The organism is Symploca atlantica LB2515, assembly GCF_052546295.1.
In genome coordinates this window covers 2,437,739-2,456,203 of sequence record NZ_JBQWMT010000001.1, presented here as the reverse complement: position 1 = coordinate 2,456,203, position 18,465 = coordinate 2,437,739, and the positions used below count along the sequence as shown (strand labels likewise).

The 18,465-nt window shown below is 44.5% G+C and carries 17 protein-coding genes, 2 pseudogenes and 1 riboswitch; of the genes and pseudogenes, 11 read left to right on the top strand and 8 right to left on the bottom strand.

All coding sequences use genetic code 11. From position 1 onward, the window contains the following. Positions 1 to 50: 50 nt before the first annotated feature. Positions 51 to 281, bottom strand: a complete 231-nt coding sequence (locus ACT7WV_RS10300; protein WP_445105619.1) for a transposase — start codon at positions 279 to 281, stop codon at positions 51 to 53. A 64-nt stretch (positions 282 to 345) separates the two neighbouring features. Here ACT7WV_RS10300 and ACT7WV_RS10295 point away from each other — a divergent pair. Beyond that, positions 346 to 1,584 (top strand): annotated as a pseudogene (locus ACT7WV_RS10295) (IS701 family transposase). A gap of 7 nt (positions 1,585 to 1,591) precedes the next feature. Here the strand turns inward: ACT7WV_RS10295 and ACT7WV_RS10290 are convergent. Then, entirely contained in the window at positions 1,592 to 1,801 is a 210-nt protein-coding gene (locus ACT7WV_RS10290; protein ID WP_445102816.1) for a transposase, read from the bottom strand. Between the two features lie 57 nt (positions 1,802 to 1,858). Here ACT7WV_RS10290 and ACT7WV_RS10285 point away from each other — a divergent pair, with 57 nt between their 5' ends. Then, a complete protein-coding gene (locus ACT7WV_RS10285) occupies positions 1,859 to 2,344 on the top strand; it encodes a hypothetical protein (protein ID WP_445102815.1) in 486 nt (161 codons plus the stop codon). Between the two features lie 70 nt (positions 2,345 to 2,414). Here ACT7WV_RS10285 and ACT7WV_RS10280 read toward each other — a convergent pair whose 3' ends face one another. Next, positions 2,415 to 2,627, bottom strand: a complete 213-nt coding sequence (locus ACT7WV_RS10280; RefSeq protein WP_445102814.1) for a hypothetical protein — start codon at positions 2,625 to 2,627, stop codon at positions 2,415 to 2,417. A 15-nt stretch (positions 2,628 to 2,642) separates the two neighbouring features. Between ACT7WV_RS10280 and ACT7WV_RS10275 the strand changes: the two are divergent. Then, positions 2,643 to 2,885 (top strand): annotated as a pseudogene (locus ACT7WV_RS10275) (IS200/IS605 family accessory protein TnpB-related protein); the annotation flags it as partial. Positions 2,886 to 3,318: 433 nt separating this feature from the next. On the opposite strand, the gene cobW reads toward ACT7WV_RS10275, so the two are convergent. The 3 genes from cobW to ACT7WV_RS10260 all read right to left on the bottom strand — a co-directional run bounded on the left by cobW (position 3,319) and on the right by ACT7WV_RS10260 (position 6,276). After that, positions 3,319 to 4,353, bottom strand: a complete 1,035-nt coding sequence (gene cobW / locus ACT7WV_RS10270) for a cobalamin biosynthesis protein CobW (protein ID WP_445102813.1) — start codon at positions 4,351 to 4,353, stop codon at positions 3,319 to 3,321. A 32-nt stretch (positions 4,354 to 4,385) separates the two neighbouring features. Further along, the gene (locus tag ACT7WV_RS10265; RefSeq protein ID WP_445102812.1) at positions 4,386 to 5,045 is read right to left on the bottom strand and encodes a HupE/UreJ family protein; all 660 of its coding nucleotides are present in this window, start codon (positions 5,043 to 5,045) and stop codon (positions 4,386 to 4,388) included. 537 nt (positions 5,046 to 5,582) lie between these two features. Further along, a riboswitch (cobalamin riboswitch) is annotated at positions 5,583 to 5,731 on the bottom strand. 2 nt (positions 5,732 to 5,733) lie between these two features. Beyond that, on the bottom strand, positions 5,734 to 6,276 hold the full coding sequence (locus tag ACT7WV_RS10260) for a DUF3122 domain-containing protein (RefSeq protein ID WP_445102811.1): 543 nt from the start codon (positions 6,274 to 6,276) through the stop codon (positions 5,734 to 5,736). Between the two features lie 213 nt (positions 6,277 to 6,489). On the opposite strand from ACT7WV_RS10260, the gene ACT7WV_RS10255 reads away from it, so the two are divergent. The 3 genes from ACT7WV_RS10255 to ACT7WV_RS10245 all read left to right on the top strand — a co-directional run bounded on the left by ACT7WV_RS10255 (position 6,490) and on the right by ACT7WV_RS10245 (position 9,171). Next, positions 6,490 to 7,200 carry a response regulator gene (locus ACT7WV_RS10255; protein WP_445102810.1) on the top strand — a complete coding sequence of 237 codons (711 nt, stop codon included), beginning with the start codon at positions 6,490 to 6,492 and terminating at the stop codon, positions 7,198 to 7,200. A gap of 46 nt (positions 7,201 to 7,246) precedes the next feature. Then, complete coding sequence (locus tag ACT7WV_RS10250) at positions 7,247 to 8,383, top strand: sensor histidine kinase (RefSeq protein ID WP_463424162.1); 1,137 nt, start codon at positions 7,247 to 7,249, stop codon at positions 8,381 to 8,383. A 104-nt stretch (positions 8,384 to 8,487) separates the two neighbouring features. Beyond that, a complete protein-coding gene (locus ACT7WV_RS10245) occupies positions 8,488 to 9,171 on the top strand; it encodes a class I SAM-dependent methyltransferase (RefSeq protein WP_445102809.1) in 684 nt (227 codons plus the stop codon). Between the two features lie 109 nt (positions 9,172 to 9,280). On the opposite strand, the gene ACT7WV_RS10240 is transcribed toward ACT7WV_RS10245, so the two are convergent. After that, positions 9,281 to 10,528: an HhoA/HhoB/HtrA family serine endopeptidase gene (locus ACT7WV_RS10240; protein WP_445102808.1), complete on the bottom strand. Its 1,248-nt coding sequence runs from the start codon at positions 10,526 to 10,528 to the stop codon at positions 9,281 to 9,283. A 316-nt stretch (positions 10,529 to 10,844) separates the two neighbouring features. Further along, positions 10,845 to 11,684, bottom strand: a complete 840-nt coding sequence (locus tag ACT7WV_RS10235; protein ID WP_445102807.1) for a prephenate/arogenate dehydrogenase — start codon at positions 11,682 to 11,684, stop codon at positions 10,845 to 10,847. A 317-nt stretch (positions 11,685 to 12,001) separates the two neighbouring features. Here ACT7WV_RS10235 and ACT7WV_RS10230 point away from each other — a divergent pair, with 317 nt between their 5' ends. From ACT7WV_RS10230 to recF, 5 genes are all read left to right on the top strand, one after another. Continuing rightward, positions 12,002 to 13,582, top strand: coding sequence for a pentapeptide repeat-containing protein (locus ACT7WV_RS10230; protein WP_445102806.1), 1,581 nt, complete (start codon positions 12,002 to 12,004; stop codon positions 13,580 to 13,582). 331 nt (positions 13,583 to 13,913) lie between these two features. Next, complete coding sequence (locus ACT7WV_RS10225) at positions 13,914 to 15,491, top strand: ATP-dependent DNA helicase (protein ID WP_445102805.1); 1,578 nt, start codon at positions 13,914 to 13,916, stop codon at positions 15,489 to 15,491. Positions 15,492 to 15,643: 152 nt separating this feature from the next. Continuing rightward, a complete protein-coding gene (locus ACT7WV_RS10220) occupies positions 15,644 to 15,856 on the top strand; it encodes a DUF2839 domain-containing protein (RefSeq protein WP_445102804.1) in 213 nt (70 codons plus the stop codon). 369 nt (positions 15,857 to 16,225) lie between these two features. Further along, the gene (locus tag ACT7WV_RS10215) at positions 16,226 to 16,573 is read left to right on the top strand and encodes a DUF1815 family protein (RefSeq protein WP_445102803.1); all 348 of its coding nucleotides are present in this window, start codon (positions 16,226 to 16,228) and stop codon (positions 16,571 to 16,573) included. Positions 16,574 to 16,888: 315 nt separating this feature from the next. Then, positions 16,889 to 18,034, top strand: a complete 1,146-nt coding sequence (gene recF, locus ACT7WV_RS10210) for a DNA replication/repair protein RecF (protein ID WP_445102802.1) — start codon at positions 16,889 to 16,891, stop codon at positions 18,032 to 18,034. Positions 18,035 to 18,465: the final 431 nt, after the last annotated feature.

Here is an 18,465-nt window from a genome sequence, read left to right as displayed (position 1 = left end):
CGCTAACTACCGCTTGACCCTATCGGGTACAAGCGTAGGATGCGCGACGGTCAGGATTTATCAGCTTTACCGTGATTCTTAATGTAAGTAATTAGTACATCAATACTGGCACTAGCTCCTACAGAAATAATCGTCGAGCCATCGTTCCAAAATTCACCACCCCAAAGATATTCTTCCAAATAGTCACCGTACTCCTTCCGCATTCGGCGAGAGGATACGGATTTCACATTTTTGATCAAGTTAACGGGACTTAAACGAAAATAAAGAGTTAATAAAGGTATAATTTAGGCATGGCAGCCATTTGACATTAGAGTGTAAGACAGGAAAGAGACAACCCCCGCCGCCATGCCTCCTTGCTTCGATAGATGGTGCAAACGCTTTGATGATGTCTGGAGACATCAAGCGCAAAAAAGGGAGTTTAGGAACTATATTGGGGGATTATTAGGGGAAAGTGAAGGAAAAAACCTGTCTCAAATGGCGGATAACGCGGTGGGAGTGACTTACCACCGATTACATCATTTTTTAACGGAAGCCCCCTGGAATGCTCAACAGGTAAATGAGCGGCGTCTACTGGTGATGAATCAGTGTAGCCAACCCGAATAAGTAGAGGATTCACGTTAATTGTAGATGACTCAGGACATAGGAAAAGTGGCAATTTCACGGCGGGAGTAGGACGACAGTACATTGGAGAAATCGGGAAGACAGACAACGGAATAGTAGTGGTAACAACTCATCTATATGATGGGAAAAAAGCCTACCGTTAGATATAGAGTTATCTCAACACGCTAGTTCTTTAGCTGAAGGAAAAAAGATATTGAATTCCAGAAAAAGCCGGAGTTAGGCTTAGCATTAATTGACCGCAGCATGAACAGAGGATATCGACCGGGTATCGTATTAATTGATGCTGGGTATGGAAATAACACAACGTTTTTGCTGGAACTGGAAAAAAGGAAACTCAAGTATATAGGAGGATTAGCCAAAAACCGTAAGGTGATAATTGAAATAGGGATAAGTCAACGAGAAGAGATTCGCCTAGATAAGTTAGCCAAATCCTTGTCGCCAAAAGATTTTACCCCTGTTCAAATCAATCTAGATAAACTGAAAACCGTTTGGGTGGCTCCTGTAGAAGTTGAACTCTCACAGCTTGAAGGAAAGAGAACAATTGCTATCGTCATGAATGCCTCAACCTTCGACCAAGCTAGTGATGTTGACTATTTTATTACCAATGTTGAATCAACAAAAGCCACAGCCGATTGGATAGTAACTACCTACTCTCAAAGAAATTGGGTAGAAGTTTTCTATCGGGAAGCCAAAGGCTGGTTGGGTTTATCTGAATATCAAGTCAGAGATTATAGAAGCCTGATAAGACATTTCATGCTTGTGTTTTGTGCCTATACATTTATTTTATGGCACACTTTAACCGGAGGATTAAGACGGCGTTGGGCATCGAAACCTTTAAACACCTTTACTGAAGCATTAGAGGCGTTTCGGACAGCGATGTCTTTCCGTTTTATGGAGTGGTTGAACCACAATCGGGACGTATTCTTTGCTCACAAAGCTGCTTTGGGCTTTGTTTGGGCTTGAAATCTGTCTAAGTCCCATTAACCAAGTTTAATCCTGGATAAGCATCAAACAAGATGTGAATGTGGTCGCCTTCCCCACCCAGTTCAATAGGTTCGCACTCCCATTTCACCAGCAATGTAATGAGGATTTGCTTTAACCTATCCTGCATCTCTTGGGTCAAGATATCTTTGGGATACTTCAATGTGAGGATTAAGTGGTAGCACAACCTGAAAGTCATGTGATTTCTGGATTTTAGCTTTAAATTTTTCTCTTTATTCACTGCTACAATCATTGCATGGGCAATTCAATTGTACGCACAGATCGGTGGCAGTTAGCACCGACACCAGAGCAGGTGAAGCATTTAGAGCGAACAGAGAAGATGTATCGCTCCTACGCTCGTGCTTTGATTGGTGTCGTTTTCACTCACTTTGACCAAATAGTGAGTGCTGACTCTCCTTGTGCGGCAACTGAACGACTCATTCATGCCACCAAAAATAATCCCAATCCTCGATACCAATACTTGGGACGGAATTTTTACAAGTTTCCGTCCTACCTGCGTCGAGCCATTATTCAAGCCGCTATCGGGCAAGTCTCTAGTTTCGTGACTCGTTATTACCGATGGCAGCAAGGACGACGCTCCAAAAGAAATGCACTGCCTCCTATACTCAACGCCGTGACGAATTTGCACGTTGTTTTGTATAGAGGGCAGTGCATTTTGTTTGAAGAAGATTGCGTCCACATCAAGGTCTACAACGGTAGGGAGTGGACATGGGAAAAATAGGGGTAGTTGGACGCCGAGAACGTCACAAGCTCCCAAACTCTAAGAGTTTGTCACCATCACTAGTAATGAATCACAAAGGAGTGTTCTTGGCAGTTCCCTTCCAGATCACACCTCCTAAGATGGGAAAACCCAAAAAAGTTTGTGGTGTTGACCTCGGATTGAATACAATTGCGGTAGCCTCAATCGTGAGTTCTGACGGCACTGTGACTGCGTATACTGATTCTTCAATAATTGTGCAGCCGACATAGACCGAAGGGATAAGCGATTGCAGGCTATTCGCCACAAAGCCCGTTTAACGATGAGAAAAACGGGCAAGCTGTACAAGGGTTTTTGTCAATCGATTTACCGGAAGGCTCACAATATCAACCGTCAAATCTGTCAGTTAGTTTCTAGGCAACTGGTAGATTGGACAGTACAGCAAGGGGCTGAGGTTATCGTCCTGGAAAACCTTAAGGGTTGGCGACCCAAGGGTGGCAAGAAAGGCTCTACCTTGCGTCAGCGGTTCCATGGTTGGATGAAGAGTCGATTGGCTCAACTCATTACCGAAAAATTTGAAGAACTGGGAGGCAAGGTCGAGTTTGTTTTTGCCCGTGGTACATCTAGTAATGCTTTTGATGGTTCTGGGACTGTAAAACGTTCCAAATCCAACTATTCTCTGGCTACATTCCAGACTGGGAAGCGGTACAATGCTGACCTTAGTGCGAGTTACAACATAGCGGCTAGATATTGGCTGAAAAACATTAAACCCACTCGGAGAAATCGCAGTGGGTCTGTTTCGGGCAAAAGTTCCCGAACGGAACCGAGAATGCCGCCTACTCTGTCATTTATGGAGCTAGACGCCACGCTTCTATTCGTAAGAATGAAGCGTGGAGCATTCACACATTTTCCGAGTATGGCATCAATGCGTACGGAAACGAATCAGTTAGCCTCAAATTTTTGTAGGAAATTGGCCGAGAGTGGACTGACACAAAGAGCTAATTGCGAATTGCTGCCTCAATTTGAGTCTGGTCTAGGTCGCGACCAATCACCACAAGGCGCGTCTGCCGTAATTCACCACTGTTCCAGGGTCGGTCGTAAAAAGACTCAAAACGTTTGCCTACTCCTTGCAACACTAGACGCATCGATTTTTGTGGCACATCGACAAAGCCTTTAATGCGGTAAATTTCCTGCTGTTGCACTAACTTCTGTAGTTTATCGATTAGTGCTTTCGGTTCAAACGCTTGGTCACAGATTAAGGCAAGAGAGTTAATCTCTTCATCATGTTCGTGTTCTGCTTCATGGTCATGATGACTAGGACGACTATCTAAGTTATCTTCAACTGCTGCATTAAAACCCAGTAAGATTTCAGGAGCAATCTGCCCATCTCGGCAGGGAATAATCTTGACTCCTGAAGGCAACTGTTTTTCTAGCCAGTCTTGGATTTTGGCGTGAGTTGCTTGGTCAACTAAATCTACTTTGGTCAGTAATACCAAATCTGCACAAGCCAGTTGGTCTTCAAACAGTTCCTCAATTGGCGTCTCGTGTTCTAAGCTGGAGTCTGCTTGGCGTTGGGCTTCTAGGGCATCAAGGTCACCAACAAGGTTGCCAGCGGCGAGGGCTTGGCAATCTACTACAGTGATTACGCCATCGACTGTGGCACTATTGCGAATTTCCGGCCAACGGAAGGCTTGCACTAGCGGTTTAGGCAAAGCTAATCCCGAAGTTTCGATCAGCATACAATCAATTTGCTCCCGGCGCTTGAGCAGTTGTTGCATAGTGGGAAAAAATTCCTCTTGGACAGTGCAGCACAGACAACCGTTAGTCAATTCAATAATGTTATCTGCCGGGTTGCCTGCTTCGTCGCACACTTGGCAAGAACGTAGTAAATCGCCATCTATTCCTACTTCACCAAACTCGTTGACGAGAACAGCAATGCGGCGTCCCTGGTTATTTTGTAATAGGTGACGAACCAGGGTAGTTTTGCCAGCACCGAGAAAACCGGTAACGACGGTAACAGGTATTTTATGCATTGCAGAACTCTGTAAAGGATATCAAGAAGCAATTAACCGAGGATGGCAGAGGAGAGGAACACTGCACCAGCACCACCAATGGCGAAGCCGGCAAACCGCAGTGGCAATTTAGGTTCCTCGCCAAATTGCTTGATTACAGACTTGCTAACCCAGAATGCCACGAAAGAAATTGCTAGCTGAATTACAGTAAAGCCGACTAAATAAGCTGTCAGTGATGTCATTTCCGCCCCGACAATTGCCTCGCCGTAAGCATAACCGTGGAAAATTCCGGCTAATGCAGCCAAAGTAATTAGCCGGACTAGGTTGGGATATTCTTTCCTTGCCAGCATGACTCCGCAGCCAAGTACCGAAGCGGAGATGAACAACTCAGGGGTGGGCAAATTGAAGCCCATCAAGTGAATACCTGTTCCTGCCAAGGCTGCTAAAATGAATGCCACGGGAATAAAAATACCTCTCTGTTTGAGGGCTGCTAGCAAGCCAATGGCGACCACAAAGGCAAAATGGTCAAGGCCGATTACCGGGTGAGCAATTCCAGCAAGGAAGCCTTCTAAGATGTTAGAGGGCGTTTTACCACCAAAGGCATGGTGTGCCGACGCTGGGTTAGCAATTAATAGTAGACTAATTCCCCCTAAAAAGGAGAGCACTCTGACGTTGAACTCTGGGGTATTTATCCTGATTTTTGCAGTTTTCATACTTAACACAATCGATATTTCAGTTTTTGATAGGGCTAAGGGTCAATTGCAGCAGCAAAATATGGTTTAAGATACGTTGCTAAACTCCAATCACTCTGACTAAGACAACAAACTCTCAGGTTTGAGATGGTATTTTACCGATATATGGGAACGTGGCAGCAGATACAACATGTAACTTCACCACAGTAAGGAAGCAATTAGCGATTGCTTGGGTGAGAGTGATATTCCTCATGGAGAAATCGGGACTAGCAGCTTTTTCCTCTTAGCTGTGACTGTAGTCTCACCATTCCCAACTAAGAAAGAAAGTTGAATTTTCCCTTAATCTTGGATAACACCTGATAGGCAATTTTCCACTGATGCAGCTCTAGATTGTACAACCTCTCGTGTACTCACAAGTTAGTTACTAACTCAATGGTTCCCCTACTCAGATGATTGGGTTTTCCTGTTGGCATCGCTAGTCTTAACGGCGACTGTTCCCAACCCCTTAGTTTTGGCAAAGCTAAATTAACCATCATCCGTACCTCGCAGATGTGGGACAACATTACTTACCAGTGGGCGGGCATTCTGACTCAGAGACGAACTAGTAGTCTCATCACAGCTGCGGGACAGCGCCGGATTTGCACCGAACTTTCCCCGTTACCTCTGAATAGCTGTTTACTATCAGAACCAACTAGGCATTGTAACTGTATCATACTGGGGAGTCGAAGTTGTCTTCTTGTGCTGCGACTGTTTGCCATTCCAGCACAACCACTCTTGGAACGCGCAACTCAATAGATTGATTGTCATTGATTTGCAGGCAAAGGTTCAGCGCTACCGCCTTTGGTAAGCTGGTCAAAACGTCTTGAAAATTATACTGACCAACATTGACAGCTGGTGGATTTTGCGAAAACAGATCCTCAGCCTGGAAAATTTCTCCGCTATTGGTGATAATTTGCAGTGGTTGTGGATGAGTAATCTCTACAACACCAGGAAATCCCACCAATCGGAGACTAACTTTGCCAGGATTATCTAATTTTGCCCGTTTGAATAACACTACCTGCCAGGTATTACCTGTTTTATCTTGCAGGGTGTGTCTAGATTGGTAAAGTATTTGTCCTGGTGCTTCTTCCTGCTGGCGCATTGCAGCTACAGCTAATTGGTTTGTGAAGTTTCCTAAAAATACTAGAGTTGTCAGAAGCAATACTGCTAACAACAACAGCCTTGAGGAAAACTGTCTAATTTTACGCCCCACAAGTATCACCTTATTTAAGAATTAGCTACATTTTATTGATTCTCCAGTATGGGCTGTGATGAGAAATAAATTCCACATAAATTATTATTATTAATTTTTTTTGTTAGGATAACCCGCGAATATTAAAATAGGTAAGAATCGCCTGTCAATCAAAATATGTTATTACTCAAAGTGTTCAGATGAGCTGGTTAATCCTTAGACACTCAACACTTTATGGATATTTTAATTGTTGAAGATGAGCCGGAAATCGCCAAACTCATCCAGTTGACGTTAGAAAGAGAAGGGTTTGCCTGCCAGTGGTGCCGTGATGGACTGACAGCATTGCAAGAGTTTAGACAGCAACAGCCCGATATCATCCTTTTAGATTTAATGCTACCGGGTTTAGACGGGCTGGAAGTATGCGCCAGAATCCGCCAAAAGCCAGGTGCCAAAGACCCTTATATTATGATGTTGACAGCTAGGGGTGAGGAAATTGACCGCGTTATTGGTCTATCGACAGGTGCTGATGATTACCTAGTTAAACCTTTTAGTCCTGCGGAACTAGTTGCTAGAGTGAGGGCTTTATTACGGCGCAGTCTCCGTCACAGTGGACAAAGTTTGAGCCATCGCACCGAACATTTTACGGTTGATATGGATCAGCATACTGCCACACGCAACTTAAACTCTGATCAGCCAGAAGCGCTGGACTTAACCACCTTAGAGTTTAATCTCTTAGCAACATTTGTAAGTCAACCCGGTCGAGTATGGAGTCGCACTCAGCTAATTGACAAGCTGTGGGGCGATGACTTTTTTGGAGATGAACGGGTAGTAGATACTCATGTGGCAAGGTTACGCAAAAAAATTGAGCCGGATCCAGCAAAACCGACATTTGTAAAGACTGTAATCGGCGTGGGTTACAAGTTTGAAGACTCAGCGATCGCTTAATAATCGCAGGTGATTAATCTGCAAAACTCAAATCCGGAATCCTTCAATGAGAAAGACTGGTTGGCGTAAAATGAGGGCTTTGCCTTTGGCATCGCGCCTCTTACTCTCTCATTTACTAGTAATGATTGTGGGAGTAGGTACTCTAGTAATTATTGGTAAGCTGTCTTCTCCTCGCTTCTTTGTTACTCGTCTACAACAACTCGAAGGTAGGGGCGTTCTGTTGCGCTATACCCGTACCTACTTGGTAGATGTGTTTCAAACTACCTGGAATCGCAGCACCTTTTGGTCGGTAATTGCTGGTGCGACTGCTGCTGGTGGACTTAGCTACTGGATTTCGCAACGCATTGTCAAGCCTTTGACTCAGATTGAGCAAGTTACTCAAAAGTTTGCCTCTGGAGAATTGGGCGAACGACTACCAGCTAGTGGCATTCCTGAAATTAACCGACTAGCTAACAGTTTTAACCGCATGGCAGTTAGTTTAGAAGATGTAGAGCGCCGCAGAAGAGAACTAGTAAGTGACCTTACCCACGAATTACGTACCCCTCTAACAGTACTACGGGGTTATTTAGAAGAATTAGCGACTGAGCGTATCGAGGCAACACCAGAAGTGTATCGGCAATTAGCCAGAGAAACCAGACGTTTAGAACGTTTAATCAATGACTTACAAGAACTTTCCAAAGCAGAAGCTGGTTACTTGCCCATTAAGCTAGAATCGGTCAATTTGCGTCCTTTGTTAGTATCTTTAGTGCAAAGATTTGCTGACCAATTGCTCGAAGATGGCCCAATATTGCGCTTGGAATGTCCTGATCAATTGCCGAAAGTACTCGCCGACATTGACCGGGTAGAGCAAGTTTTAGTCAATCTTTTGGGCAATGCCTTAACCTACACCAAAGCTGGTTCAATTACTGTTAGTGCTGGCAAAGAGTTGGAGGGGGTAAAATCTTCCGTGTCTCGATTGTGGATTGCTGTGACTGACACAGGCGTAGGAATTGCACCAGAAGATTTACCCCATGTATTTGAGCGTTTCTGGCGCGGAGAAAAGTCTCGCAACCGTGACAGCGGGGGAACTGGTATTGGTCTGGCGATTTCCCAACGGCTGATTGAATTGCAAGGGGGGGAAATTGAAGTGGAAAGTCAAGTTGCCGTGGGCAGTACATTTCGGTTTTATCTACCTTTGGCATGACAATTATTCAGGTAGGCAATCTCTTTGCCTGATCTAAAAAAAGACCAGTAAAATAAAATTCTCCGGTTTTTTGCCTGCAACCTGGCGACAAGGAAGCAAGATTAATGTTCGAGAAACAACCGCAAGCCCTGCAACAGAAAGTCAAGTCATTGGCACAGCGATCGCTAAAGCTATCAGATCCATCTGGATGGTTTGAAGTCTTATACACTGAGGCAAACGGCAATTTTTCTCAAGTACCATGGGCGCGTTTGACAACTCATCCTTATTTACAAGATTGGCTCGACACTTATCACACGCCAGGCAATAATCGCTGTGCGCTAGTCATTGGGTGTGGACTAGGGGACGATGCCGAAGCTTTAGCCAAATTAGGTTTTCAGGTAACAGCTTTTGATATTTCACCTACAGCGGTCGCTTGGTGTCACCAAAGATTTCCTAATTCATCGGTAAACTACCTCGTCGCCGATTTATTGGCACTGGATCCTTCCTGGTGCCATGCCTTTGACTTAGTTTTTGAATCACGCAATATTCAAGCTTTGCCTTTGAGTGTGCGCTCCCAGGTAATTAAATCAATAGCCCCTTTAGTTGCCCCAGGGGGAACTCTGTTAATAATTACTCGTTTTCGCGATACAGACGCAGAACCTGATGGACCGCCCTGGCCTTTATCAGATCAAGAACTTGCCTTGTTTCAGGAGTTGGGATTGCAGGAAATCCGCCGCGATACTTTCTGCGAGTCTAATAACGACACTATTAAACAGCTTCGTCTGGAATACTACTTTGGTCAGGGATGAGTAAAAAATGCTGCTAAAAAGCTAGCGCCCACAACAAACAAGCGCTAGCTACTAAAGCTACTAAAAGTGCCAAAATCTCCCCACTTTTAACTGGAGAAATGTCATCAGACTACTGTCTTGGTGCCGGGAAGGCTCCGGGCTGCACAGTCAAATTAATATTCTGTTGCTGACGCTGCAACTCTAAGCTTAAGGTGTCGCCCACCTTGGTTTTTTGTACGTATTTCTGAACATCACTGGCATCTTTGACGAACTGATTGTCGATGCTGAGAATCAGATCACCAGGACGTAGTCCGGCTTGAGCAGCAGGTGAACTTCTCACCACACCAGTAATTAATACTCCCTCTTCTGCAACTACTTTAAAACCAGCATCAGGGTCGCCGTTAATATTTTTTTTCAAATCTGCTGTCAAGGTCACCATTTCAATACCTAGGTAAGGGTGCTCTACCTTACCCCGCGTTACTAACTGCTCTGCAACTTGTTGAACGGTGTTAATCGGAACTGCAAAACCTAAACCTTGAGCACCTTGAATAATTGCCGTGTTCATGCCAATCACTTCACCCCTAGCATTTAGTAAGGGGCCACCGGAATTTCCCGGATTAATGGCAGCATCGGTTTGAATAAACTCGACTCGTTTATCAGGAACACCTACCTGAGAGCTAGAACGACCAGTGGCACTAACAATACCAGTAGTCACCGTGTTATCTAAACCGAGGGGATTACCGATGGCAATGGCCCATTCCCCAGGCCGCAGTTGTTCAGAATCGCCGAAGGCAACCGTAGGAAGATTGTCAGCCTCAATTTTAATTAGGGCAACATCTGTCAACGGGTCGGTTCCTAAAACTTTGCCCTCAAAGGCACGACCATCCTTAAGAATCACACTAACTGTATCAGCTCCATCAACGACGTGGGCATTAGTTAAAATGTGACCATCAGCATTGATAATAAAACCTGATCCAGTTCCCCTTTCCACTCGTTCCCTTGGTTGATCCGGTGCTTGAAACCCAAAGAACCTGCGAAACATAGGGTTTTCAAAGGCTTCTGGAAGTTGACGGCTAACAGTCCGGGAGGCATTAATCCTTACTACTGCTGGTCCAACTTCTTGGACTACTCTTGTGACAAAATTAGCGTCTTGAGCTAAAGCTGACACAGGCTGAGCTGTTGGCAGAACATCAGTTAGAGTATCAGAGGCTGCCTGAGTTGGAGACTTAGCCGTTGGCAATAAGTTACGCGAGGCAAAATAAGTGCCGGAAAAGGCAACACCAGCTCCTAGGAAAAATAGCGATAGATAGGTTGCTACCTTTTTGAGACCAGAGGAGGAAGTGCTTTGAGATTTGGGTGTTTGACTATCTAGTACCATGAGATTTAAGTTGTTGTTGCAGTTAATCTGGATGACGCAGTGGGGCTGACACTAGGCAAAAGGTATATAGTAAATGATCGCTCTGGTGGCCTTTGGCATCACACAAAGACCTTTTGTCTGGTCAGCTGAATCTTTTTAGGAGAATACAAAAATCAAGATTACCTGCAGCTGACATTTATCACTTTAGACATTATCCGTTGCCTTCTAAAGAGAGGCAGATTTCACGGAATTGGCATTTCTAAGGCTCAAAGTACTTTTTTTATTAGTGTCACCCTAAATGAGGCACTACCTGAGTAGCTAGCTAATTAATACTTAGCTAAGTAAAAAATTCCGGACGTCGCAACTGAGCCAACTGAAGTCTTTTCTCTAGAGTTTGCCAGTCTTCTTTCTCAAGAGTCTCAATTAGTTGCTCTAGACTCTGGCGATATGACACTAGTGATCGCAGTAACTGCCTCTGATTATAACGCGCCATCATCACTCCTAGTTCTGGGTTACCGCCTCCCACACGACTGGTGTCTCGAAAACCAGAACTTGCTAATTTTTGGCTCAATAGGGAAATACTTGGCTCAGTCTCACTTAAACAGGCATCAATTAAGCTGTTACTGACCATTACTGGCAGGTGAGAAATCCAGGCTACTGCTTGGTCATGATCTTCTGGTGTGCAAATATAGACTTTTGTGGTGAGCGATCGCACAATTTCTTCGACAATTTGCAGTGCACTTGCTGGTGTTGTCTCAACTGGCGTCAAAACATAAGAGTTGCCAGCAAAGAGGTTCGGCTGAGCTGCTTCAATGCCACTTTCGGCTGTTCCTGCCATAGGATGTCCACCGATAAAGTTGGGCCACAGAGGAGCAACTTGCTCAACTACTGCCTGCTTGACTGAGCCAACATCCGTGAGCACCACCTCTGCTGAGAGATCAGGAATTAATTTTTCTACAGTGGGTGCGATCACTGCAATTGGCGTACAAATAAATACTACTTGTGCTTCTGCTAAAAGAGATAAATTAGTACTAGTGTGATCAGCAATACCCAGATCAATTGCCTGGTGACAAGTTTGTTCTTGCCGAGAAACGCCTAAAACTTGGTGACCTAATCTTCGCAAGTCTAAACCCAGCGATCCACCAATCAAACCAAGCCCGACAATCCCAATGTTCATGTTCCCGTGTTGTCAAAATTGAATATATTCCAGCATAAAATTCATTATTGCCTCATGCCGAAACAGTACGGTGATCGCTCGCACTGAGCATTAGAGTCCTTTCTGGTTCGCTAAAATTGGTTATTCAGTTTACTGGGTTAACAAATCTCTAAACTCACAAATCTGACTAAAAATCGGGAATTTTGCAGTTTCGGACGGTAGCTCAGTCTATTCCCAACAGAAACATAAAAAGCGAGTGATCCCGCAGACTATGCAAAACAAAGGCGATGCCGGCGGATAGTCCTCGCTTTCCAACTACATTCTCTTAGGGCTTGTTCATGGTAGCATCAGTAATGAAGGTCACGGAAATCCTTAGACAATATGCAGCGGGAGTCAGAGATTTTTCTGCTGTTAAACTTACAGGAATTAACCTAAGTGACGCTTTTTTGAGTGGCGTTAATTTAAGTGATGCTGACTTGAGTGTGGCTAACCTGAGCGGTGCTAATTTGAGCTGCACCGACCTAAGTCGCGCTTATCTAGGCATGACCAATCTTAGCGGCGCTAATTTATCTCAAGCAACCTTAACCCAGACTAACCTCAATGCCGCTAATTTGGCTAGGGTTGACCTAAAGGAAGCTCAATTGACTCAGAGCTTATTGATTCGTGCTGAGCTGAGACGTGCCGATCTAACTGGGGCAAATTTTGAAAAAGCCAACCTTAGTGGTGCTGATTTGCAGGAAGCTGATCTCAGACAGGCAAAACTCAGTAACGCTAGCTTAAACCAAGCTCGACTTCGAGGTGCTTTACTAGTTGCAGCCGTCTTAGAAGAGGCTTCTTTAAACGGAGCCGACTTGAGCCGAGCCGATCTTAGAGGCAGCGATCTCAGAAAAAGTGAACTAAAGAAAGCGAATCTGAGTCGCGCTAATCTCAGTGGGGCAAATCTGAGTGGCGCAAATTTGCGCTGGGCAGATCTTTCAGGGGCAAATTTGTCTTGGGCAGATCTCAGCGATGCCAAATTGACTGGAGCCAACTTAATCGGAGCTAATTTGAGCAATGCCAATTTGCCCAATGCTAGTTTAGTTCACGCGGATCTCACCCATGCTCGGCTGATTAAAGCCAATTGGATTGGGGCTGACTTGACTAGTGCAACAGTAACTGGGGCTAAACTCTACGCTGTTTCTCGGTTTGGTTTGAAAACAGAAGGAATCATCTGTGATTGGGTTGATATGAGTCCGGATGGTGATCGCCGGGAAATTATTCGCCTCTCTATCGATGACTCAAAAAAGTTTTTCAATGAAACCCTACCGACAGTGCAAATTGTTGTAGACGCTCCTTTGGATCTCAATGCTAATTTAGCTTTAGTATCGAATTATCATCAAATTGCTCGTATCTACCCAGCATTGATTAAAGCTCCCAGCGTCCAAGTCGGTGTTCGCAGAACTACTCTTACCTTCACGGCTAGTAATGCCGAGTTATTCATCATTGCTTACTTGGCAATTCTGCCTTTCAAAGATGCTGCTGTCACGCACCATAATATTGTTAACCTATTAAGCACACTCCGCTCACAAAATCTAGAGATTTTGGGTAGCAAAGAGCAAGAACGAATCGGTCAATTAATTGCCACTCTAAGTCAAAGTTTTGCTCAGATTGACAGTCTTAAGTTATCGCAGATTACACCAGAACCAAGTTCAGCAAGTAACTTTTTTGAGGCTCCCAGCCATACGGTGGTTACTAATTCCAGCGATCAAGCTTTGAATGTTTATGAACACCCTGCTTTTGGAAAACATTTGCTTGATCACAGTAGCCTGTTCGACTCTGGCAAAAGCGCTTTAACAGCAACAGCAAAACCGACGCTGCCGCCAGTGGCTACAGTAGTTGAATTTATCAAAACCTTTGAGTATCCAGCGTGTAATTCTTGATCAGCTTGACCAATTAAAAAAAACTAGCTCAACTTCTAAGGTGTTCACGTTAATTAACTCACCTCGAAGAAATCTGGGTGCGTCTTTACCATAAAAACGTCAAAATTCAAATAGCAAGTAAATGATTGCTACAGTCCAGTCAAAAATAAAAGCTGGATTGTCCAAAATGCTTGAAAATAAATTAACTCAAAAATAGAGAATTTAAATAGTAATTTTTAAACCTTAAAGCCCTTAAATTCACCTTTGGCATAATTGAAATAGAGTCACAGCTACCGCTCTTACTAGACCAACAGCAAAGGGCATGGTTTGCTAGTGTCCTGATGTCAATATAATGTTTAGAGCCAAAAGCGAACAGTTCAGAGTGATTGAGGCACAAGTCCATTCCTCTCTACACACATTTCTGCAAGAGCAGGGTCAACCCGGTTGGCCCCACAGCTTAACTATGGCGAGGCTGGTGGCAAGAGCCTTGCGACTGGGGCGTTCTGCCTTAATTCAGACAGGTTTGGAAACCTTGCATGCCACATCTGCCAATGCTTCGTACCGCTTGAGTTACTTGACACCAGCATTAATCTGGGAAAGACCAGTGATCTTGGTAGCACCTGGCTCAGTGCAGCAGCGGTTGTTGCGAGTAGAAATCCCTCGATTGCAAGAGTGGATTGGTTCCAATAAGAGAGTGTACGCAGGTGACAATTTTCCCGATGACAATTTCGATGGATTGCTGATTACCTCACCAGCATCTTGGCTGACAGACCGATTGTCCGGTAAGGGGTGGTTTCCCAGAAACATTCCTACTATTATCGATGGTGCCGATGAACTCGAAGAATGGGCAAGAAAGCAGCTTCAAGCCTGTATTCAACCCTGGGATTGGAATGAGCTGATGGGGGAGTTGCCCAACGAGGCTGACTGGATCCGGGAAATTCGCGTACAACTAACAAAAGCTGTATTTGAACACCCTCCTAATCCTTATGAGTGTTGCTTGATTGAGGCACCTGAACAAGCTCTCTTACGGCAAATGTTTGAAAAATTAGAGCTAGCAGCAAGTCTTGAGAGTACCTTCTCTCTACCAAAGTCTTGGAAAAATTTTTGGCAGTGCTGGCAACGCTCGGGTCAGCTAATGTGGGCAGAAATTGCTCGCTCTCCAGGTCAATTTTCTTTGTACTGTTCTCCAGTAGAAGTAACAACAGCATTAAGCTCGGTATGGTCTGAGCAGCCAGTAGTATTGATTGGTGGTTCGCTGGATCTAGAAAGATCAGCACCCGTTTACCGTCAACAACTAGGCTTAGGAGATTTGACTTGCTTAAAGTTCTCGCCAGATCGGCAAAATGAATTGATTCAACTCTATCTGCCCGATAGGTTACCCATGCCGAATACGCCGCCCTTTCAAAGTGCCCTGATTCAACAAGTTCGTACACTGCTGAACCTTAGTAGCCAGGCCAAAGGATCCGTCGCCATCCTTGTCGGAGATGTACCCCTCAAAGCACAGTTAGGTGCAGTAATGGCTGCCGAATTTGGCTCGCGGGTACGGGTAGAAAAGACAAGCCGAGATGAAAGAGGCATTCTGATCGCTGGCTGGGAATTCTGGCGACGCCATCAATGGGAACTCCTTGGGCCCCAACTGCTGATTGTTACCACATTACCAATCCCTTCACTGGAGAATCCTCTGGTTGCCGGTCAAGTGGCTTACTATAAGCAGCGTCGCTTGGATTGGTTTCGCTTATATCTCTTGCCTGCTGGCTTAAGAGAATTACAAAGAGCAGTTGCCTCAGTGCGAGAAGCTCAAGGCGTTGTTGCTATTCTCGATAACCGTGTGAACCATCGTAGCTACGGGCGTCAAGTTCTCTTGGCTCTCAGTCCCTTTGCCCGGATTAACTATCTAGATGAAAGTCTGTTTACGCATTTTATTTCTTGATCCCCAGCCAATTAATCAAGCGATCTCCCAAAAAAATCGGCATTTCTCGCTCAACAGTTGTGCCTCACACTTTATCTTTTCGTAAATGATCTAGAATTAGCTGCCGTCAACAAAGCTATGATCTAAGCTTAACTAAGTCTAGGCAAGCGATCATGGGTGAAGCTAAACGCCGTAAAGCCGCACTCGGAGAAGAGTACGGCAAGGAATCAAAAATCTTCCCCTGGCTACCGATTTCTAAAAGTCAGGGGGAACAATTTGTTAAGTGGACTACTAGGGGAGCCTGGGCTGGTATTGGTCTAATGGCTGTCCTTTGGTTGACTGTTAGGCTGATTGGACCAGCCTTTGGTTGGTGGCAAGTCAATTAGCTACCAAGGTAAGGCTGATTAGACCGGGAGCTAGGTTGATCGATAGTTGATAACAATTATTAGTTATAATTATTGATTGGATTAAAAAAATGTTATGGCAGCTTAACGGGTCTATACTAGACAAGTCCATCTTGGGATAGAACCTCAGTAGAGATAGCTAGCCTTAGTATGGAAACGGGAATTGCTGAGTGTTGTGGTTGATACTTTCGAGACAGCACTCAGCAAGTTAGTCTTGTTAATGCCAAGTTGAGAAGGACATCTTTCTCAAAAGTCTCGGGCTCTGGGATCGAGTTTTCCGAAAAGCTAGGGGGTAGAATCTTAAGAAAGTATAAAGCTCTAATATCTTAGAGTGGTGTTTGGAGGACAAACGTGTTCATACGACTTGCAGAACAACACCGTCAGTTCGTCCAGGATCTGGTTATGAATCTCCAAGCCTTGGCAACTGTACTAGAGAACAAAGGCTATCTAGCTTCCTGCTATACCTGCGGCAGCCAGATGAATAGTGCCTCTTTTATGGTTAGTCTAGGAGATAATCATCTGATTCGCTTCTTGGTGTCTGATTACGGCATCACCTGGACTGAAATGCGGGATGATCGAGAACTGATGAAGTTGGAAGGCGCTGAGGCGATTAACCAACTGCAAGATCTTGCAAATTTGGTTAAGTACCAAGTTCAGCCTTCTGAATCTTCTTACCGTCCAGTGACTAATTATGTCTAAGACTTCTCTGGGCGCTCCCAGAGCGTCTCAATGAAACCAATGCACTCTTGTGATTTCGACAATGGTGAGAAACGACTTACTGGTGGTTTACCTCACCCTTGCTTAATTACTCGCCTCATAAGGCTGGGACACTTATGTGGTTGACACTACTCCTTTTTCCATCCATGAAGCTATGGTTGTGAGGAGCGCGCCTACCTCGGAAGCGCTCAAGCTTTCTGGCTGCTTGAGTCTCATCTCGGAGTTTAGGTCTCAGTGTCTGTGACTATGGGTAAAATTGCCTTCAGAGAGGCTTGATGTGCCTTTTTACCTTCATGGATGTATCTGAAAACCTTACACCTCCGACAATTTCGTAACTACCGAGAATGCTTGGTAGATTTTGGCGCTCCAAAAACAATTTTGGTAGGGAATAATGCTCAAGGAAAGTCGAATCTACTGGAAGCAGTGGAGTTGCTCTCTACTCTCAAGAGCCATCGCTCAGGACGCGATCGCGATCTTGTTTTAGAGACTGCTGCTTATGGTCAAATTCGTGCCAACCTGGAACGTGTCTATGGCTCAGTAGAACTAGCTTTAACTCTACGCACTCAGGGACGGCGCACAGTCGCCCTAAATCGAGAGTCGCTACGCCGCCAGTTAGACTTTTTGGGTATACTCAATGCCGTACAGTTCTCCAGTTTAGATTTGGAACTAGTGCGCGGCTCTCCTGAACGGCGTCGTAGCTGGCTCGATTCTATCCTGATTCAGCTCGAACCAATTTATGCATATATTTTGCAGCAATATGGTCAGGTGCTGCGACAACGGAATGCTCTCCTCAAAAAAATTCGCAGCCAGGAAGCAGAAGGTAAAACTAATCAATCATTATCAATAAGCCAGATTGACGAACTAGGATTGTGGGATGCTCAACTGGCAACAGTAGGTTCTAGAGTTACAAGGCGTCGAGCGAGAATGCTGAAGCGGTTGGCACCCTTGGCACAAACATGGCATTCTCAGATCAGCGCGGCAACAGAAGTACTGCATGTCACCTATGCTCCCAACGTCAGCATAGAGCAAGATAAACCAGAAGCCGTACAAAAGGCATTTTTAGAAAAAATCCAACAGCGCCGCATCCCTGAACAGTATCAAGGTAGAACCCTTGTCGGCCCTCATCGGGATGAAGTTGAGTTCACTATTAATCAGACGCCAGCAAAATCCTATGGATCTCAGGGGCAGCAACGGACATTAGTGCTGGCACTAAAATTGGCAGAACTGAAGCTGATTGAGGAAGTAGTTGGGGAACCGCCCTTGCTGTTGCTGGATGATGTACTGGCAGAACTTGACCTGAATCGTCAAAATCAGCTACTAGAAGCAATTCAAGACCGATTTCAGACTCTGATTACAACAACCCATTTGGGAGCCTTCGATTCCCAGTGGCTCAAATCTTCTCAAATTCTCTCGGTTCAGGGAGGGCAAATCAGCAGTTTCTAGAGGAGCATCCCAAATTTGCCAAAACATTGCTAGCTCCCTGAAATTAAGGGAAGCAGGCAAAATGCCTGCGCTAAAAATTTACAAAAATGGGATGCTCACAGTTTCTAGAATCTATCTTAAAGATCAAAGTCCTTAATGTTTGTCAACTAGACGAATTGTAAAGGTCAATTTAGTGTCAAAGAACACTACAAAAGTACCCGGAATAAATAAAGATAAATTATTCGTGTAGCTTACTGTAAATAACTGTACTTATCTGTTGAACTCATGAATTCATATTTTGGTAATTAATACCAAATATATTTTTAATTAACTATATTTATTTCCCAAAAACTTCATTTAAACTTCACTAGATATTTATCGTAACTTTATCAAACTTTAATGCAAAATAGTTGACTAATTAACGGTTATAAGTGCCGAGTTATTGTTGTTAG

What these genes read in the sequence shown, in the direction of transcription:
- ACT7WV_RS10225 (WP_445102805.1), top strand. Translation starts at nt 13,914, where the DNA reads ATGTTTAGAGCCAAAAGCGAACAGTTCAGAGTGATTGAGGCACAAGTC.
- recF (WP_445102802.1), top strand. Translation starts at nt 16,889, where the DNA reads ATGTATCTGAAAACCTTACACCTCCGACAATTTCGTAACTACCGAGAA.
- ACT7WV_RS10240 (WP_445102808.1), bottom strand. Translation starts at nt 10,528, where the DNA reads ATGGTACTAGATAGTCAAACACCCAAATCTCAAAGCACTTCCTCCTCT.
- ACT7WV_RS10290 (WP_445102816.1), bottom strand. Translation starts at nt 1,801, where the DNA reads ATGACTTTCAGGTTGTGCTACCACTTAATCCTCACATTGAAGTATCCC.
- ACT7WV_RS10235 (WP_445102807.1), bottom strand. Translation starts at nt 11,684, where the DNA reads ATGAACATTGGGATTGTCGGGCTTGGTTTGATTGGTGGATCGCTGGGT.
- ACT7WV_RS10245 (WP_445102809.1), top strand. Translation starts at nt 8,488, where the DNA reads ATGTTCGAGAAACAACCGCAAGCCCTGCAACAGAAAGTCAAGTCATTG.
- ACT7WV_RS10265 (WP_445102812.1), bottom strand. Translation starts at nt 5,045, where the DNA reads ATGAAAACTGCAAAAATCAGGATAAATACCCCAGAGTTCAACGTCAGA.
- ACT7WV_RS10230 (WP_445102806.1), top strand. Translation starts at nt 12,002, where the DNA reads ATGGTAGCATCAGTAATGAAGGTCACGGAAATCCTTAGACAATATGCA.
- cobW (WP_445102813.1), bottom strand. Translation starts at nt 4,353, where the DNA reads ATGCATAAAATACCTGTTACCGTCGTTACCGGTTTTCTCGGTGCTGGC.
- ACT7WV_RS10285 (WP_445102815.1), top strand. Translation starts at nt 1,859, where the DNA reads ATGGGCAATTCAATTGTACGCACAGATCGGTGGCAGTTAGCACCGACA.
- ACT7WV_RS10220 (WP_445102804.1), top strand. Translation starts at nt 15,644, where the DNA reads ATGGGTGAAGCTAAACGCCGTAAAGCCGCACTCGGAGAAGAGTACGGC.
- ACT7WV_RS10250 (WP_463424162.1), top strand. Translation starts at nt 7,247, where the DNA reads ATGAGAAAGACTGGTTGGCGTAAAATGAGGGCTTTGCCTTTGGCATCG.
- ACT7WV_RS10255 (WP_445102810.1), top strand. Translation starts at nt 6,490, where the DNA reads ATGGATATTTTAATTGTTGAAGATGAGCCGGAAATCGCCAAACTCATC.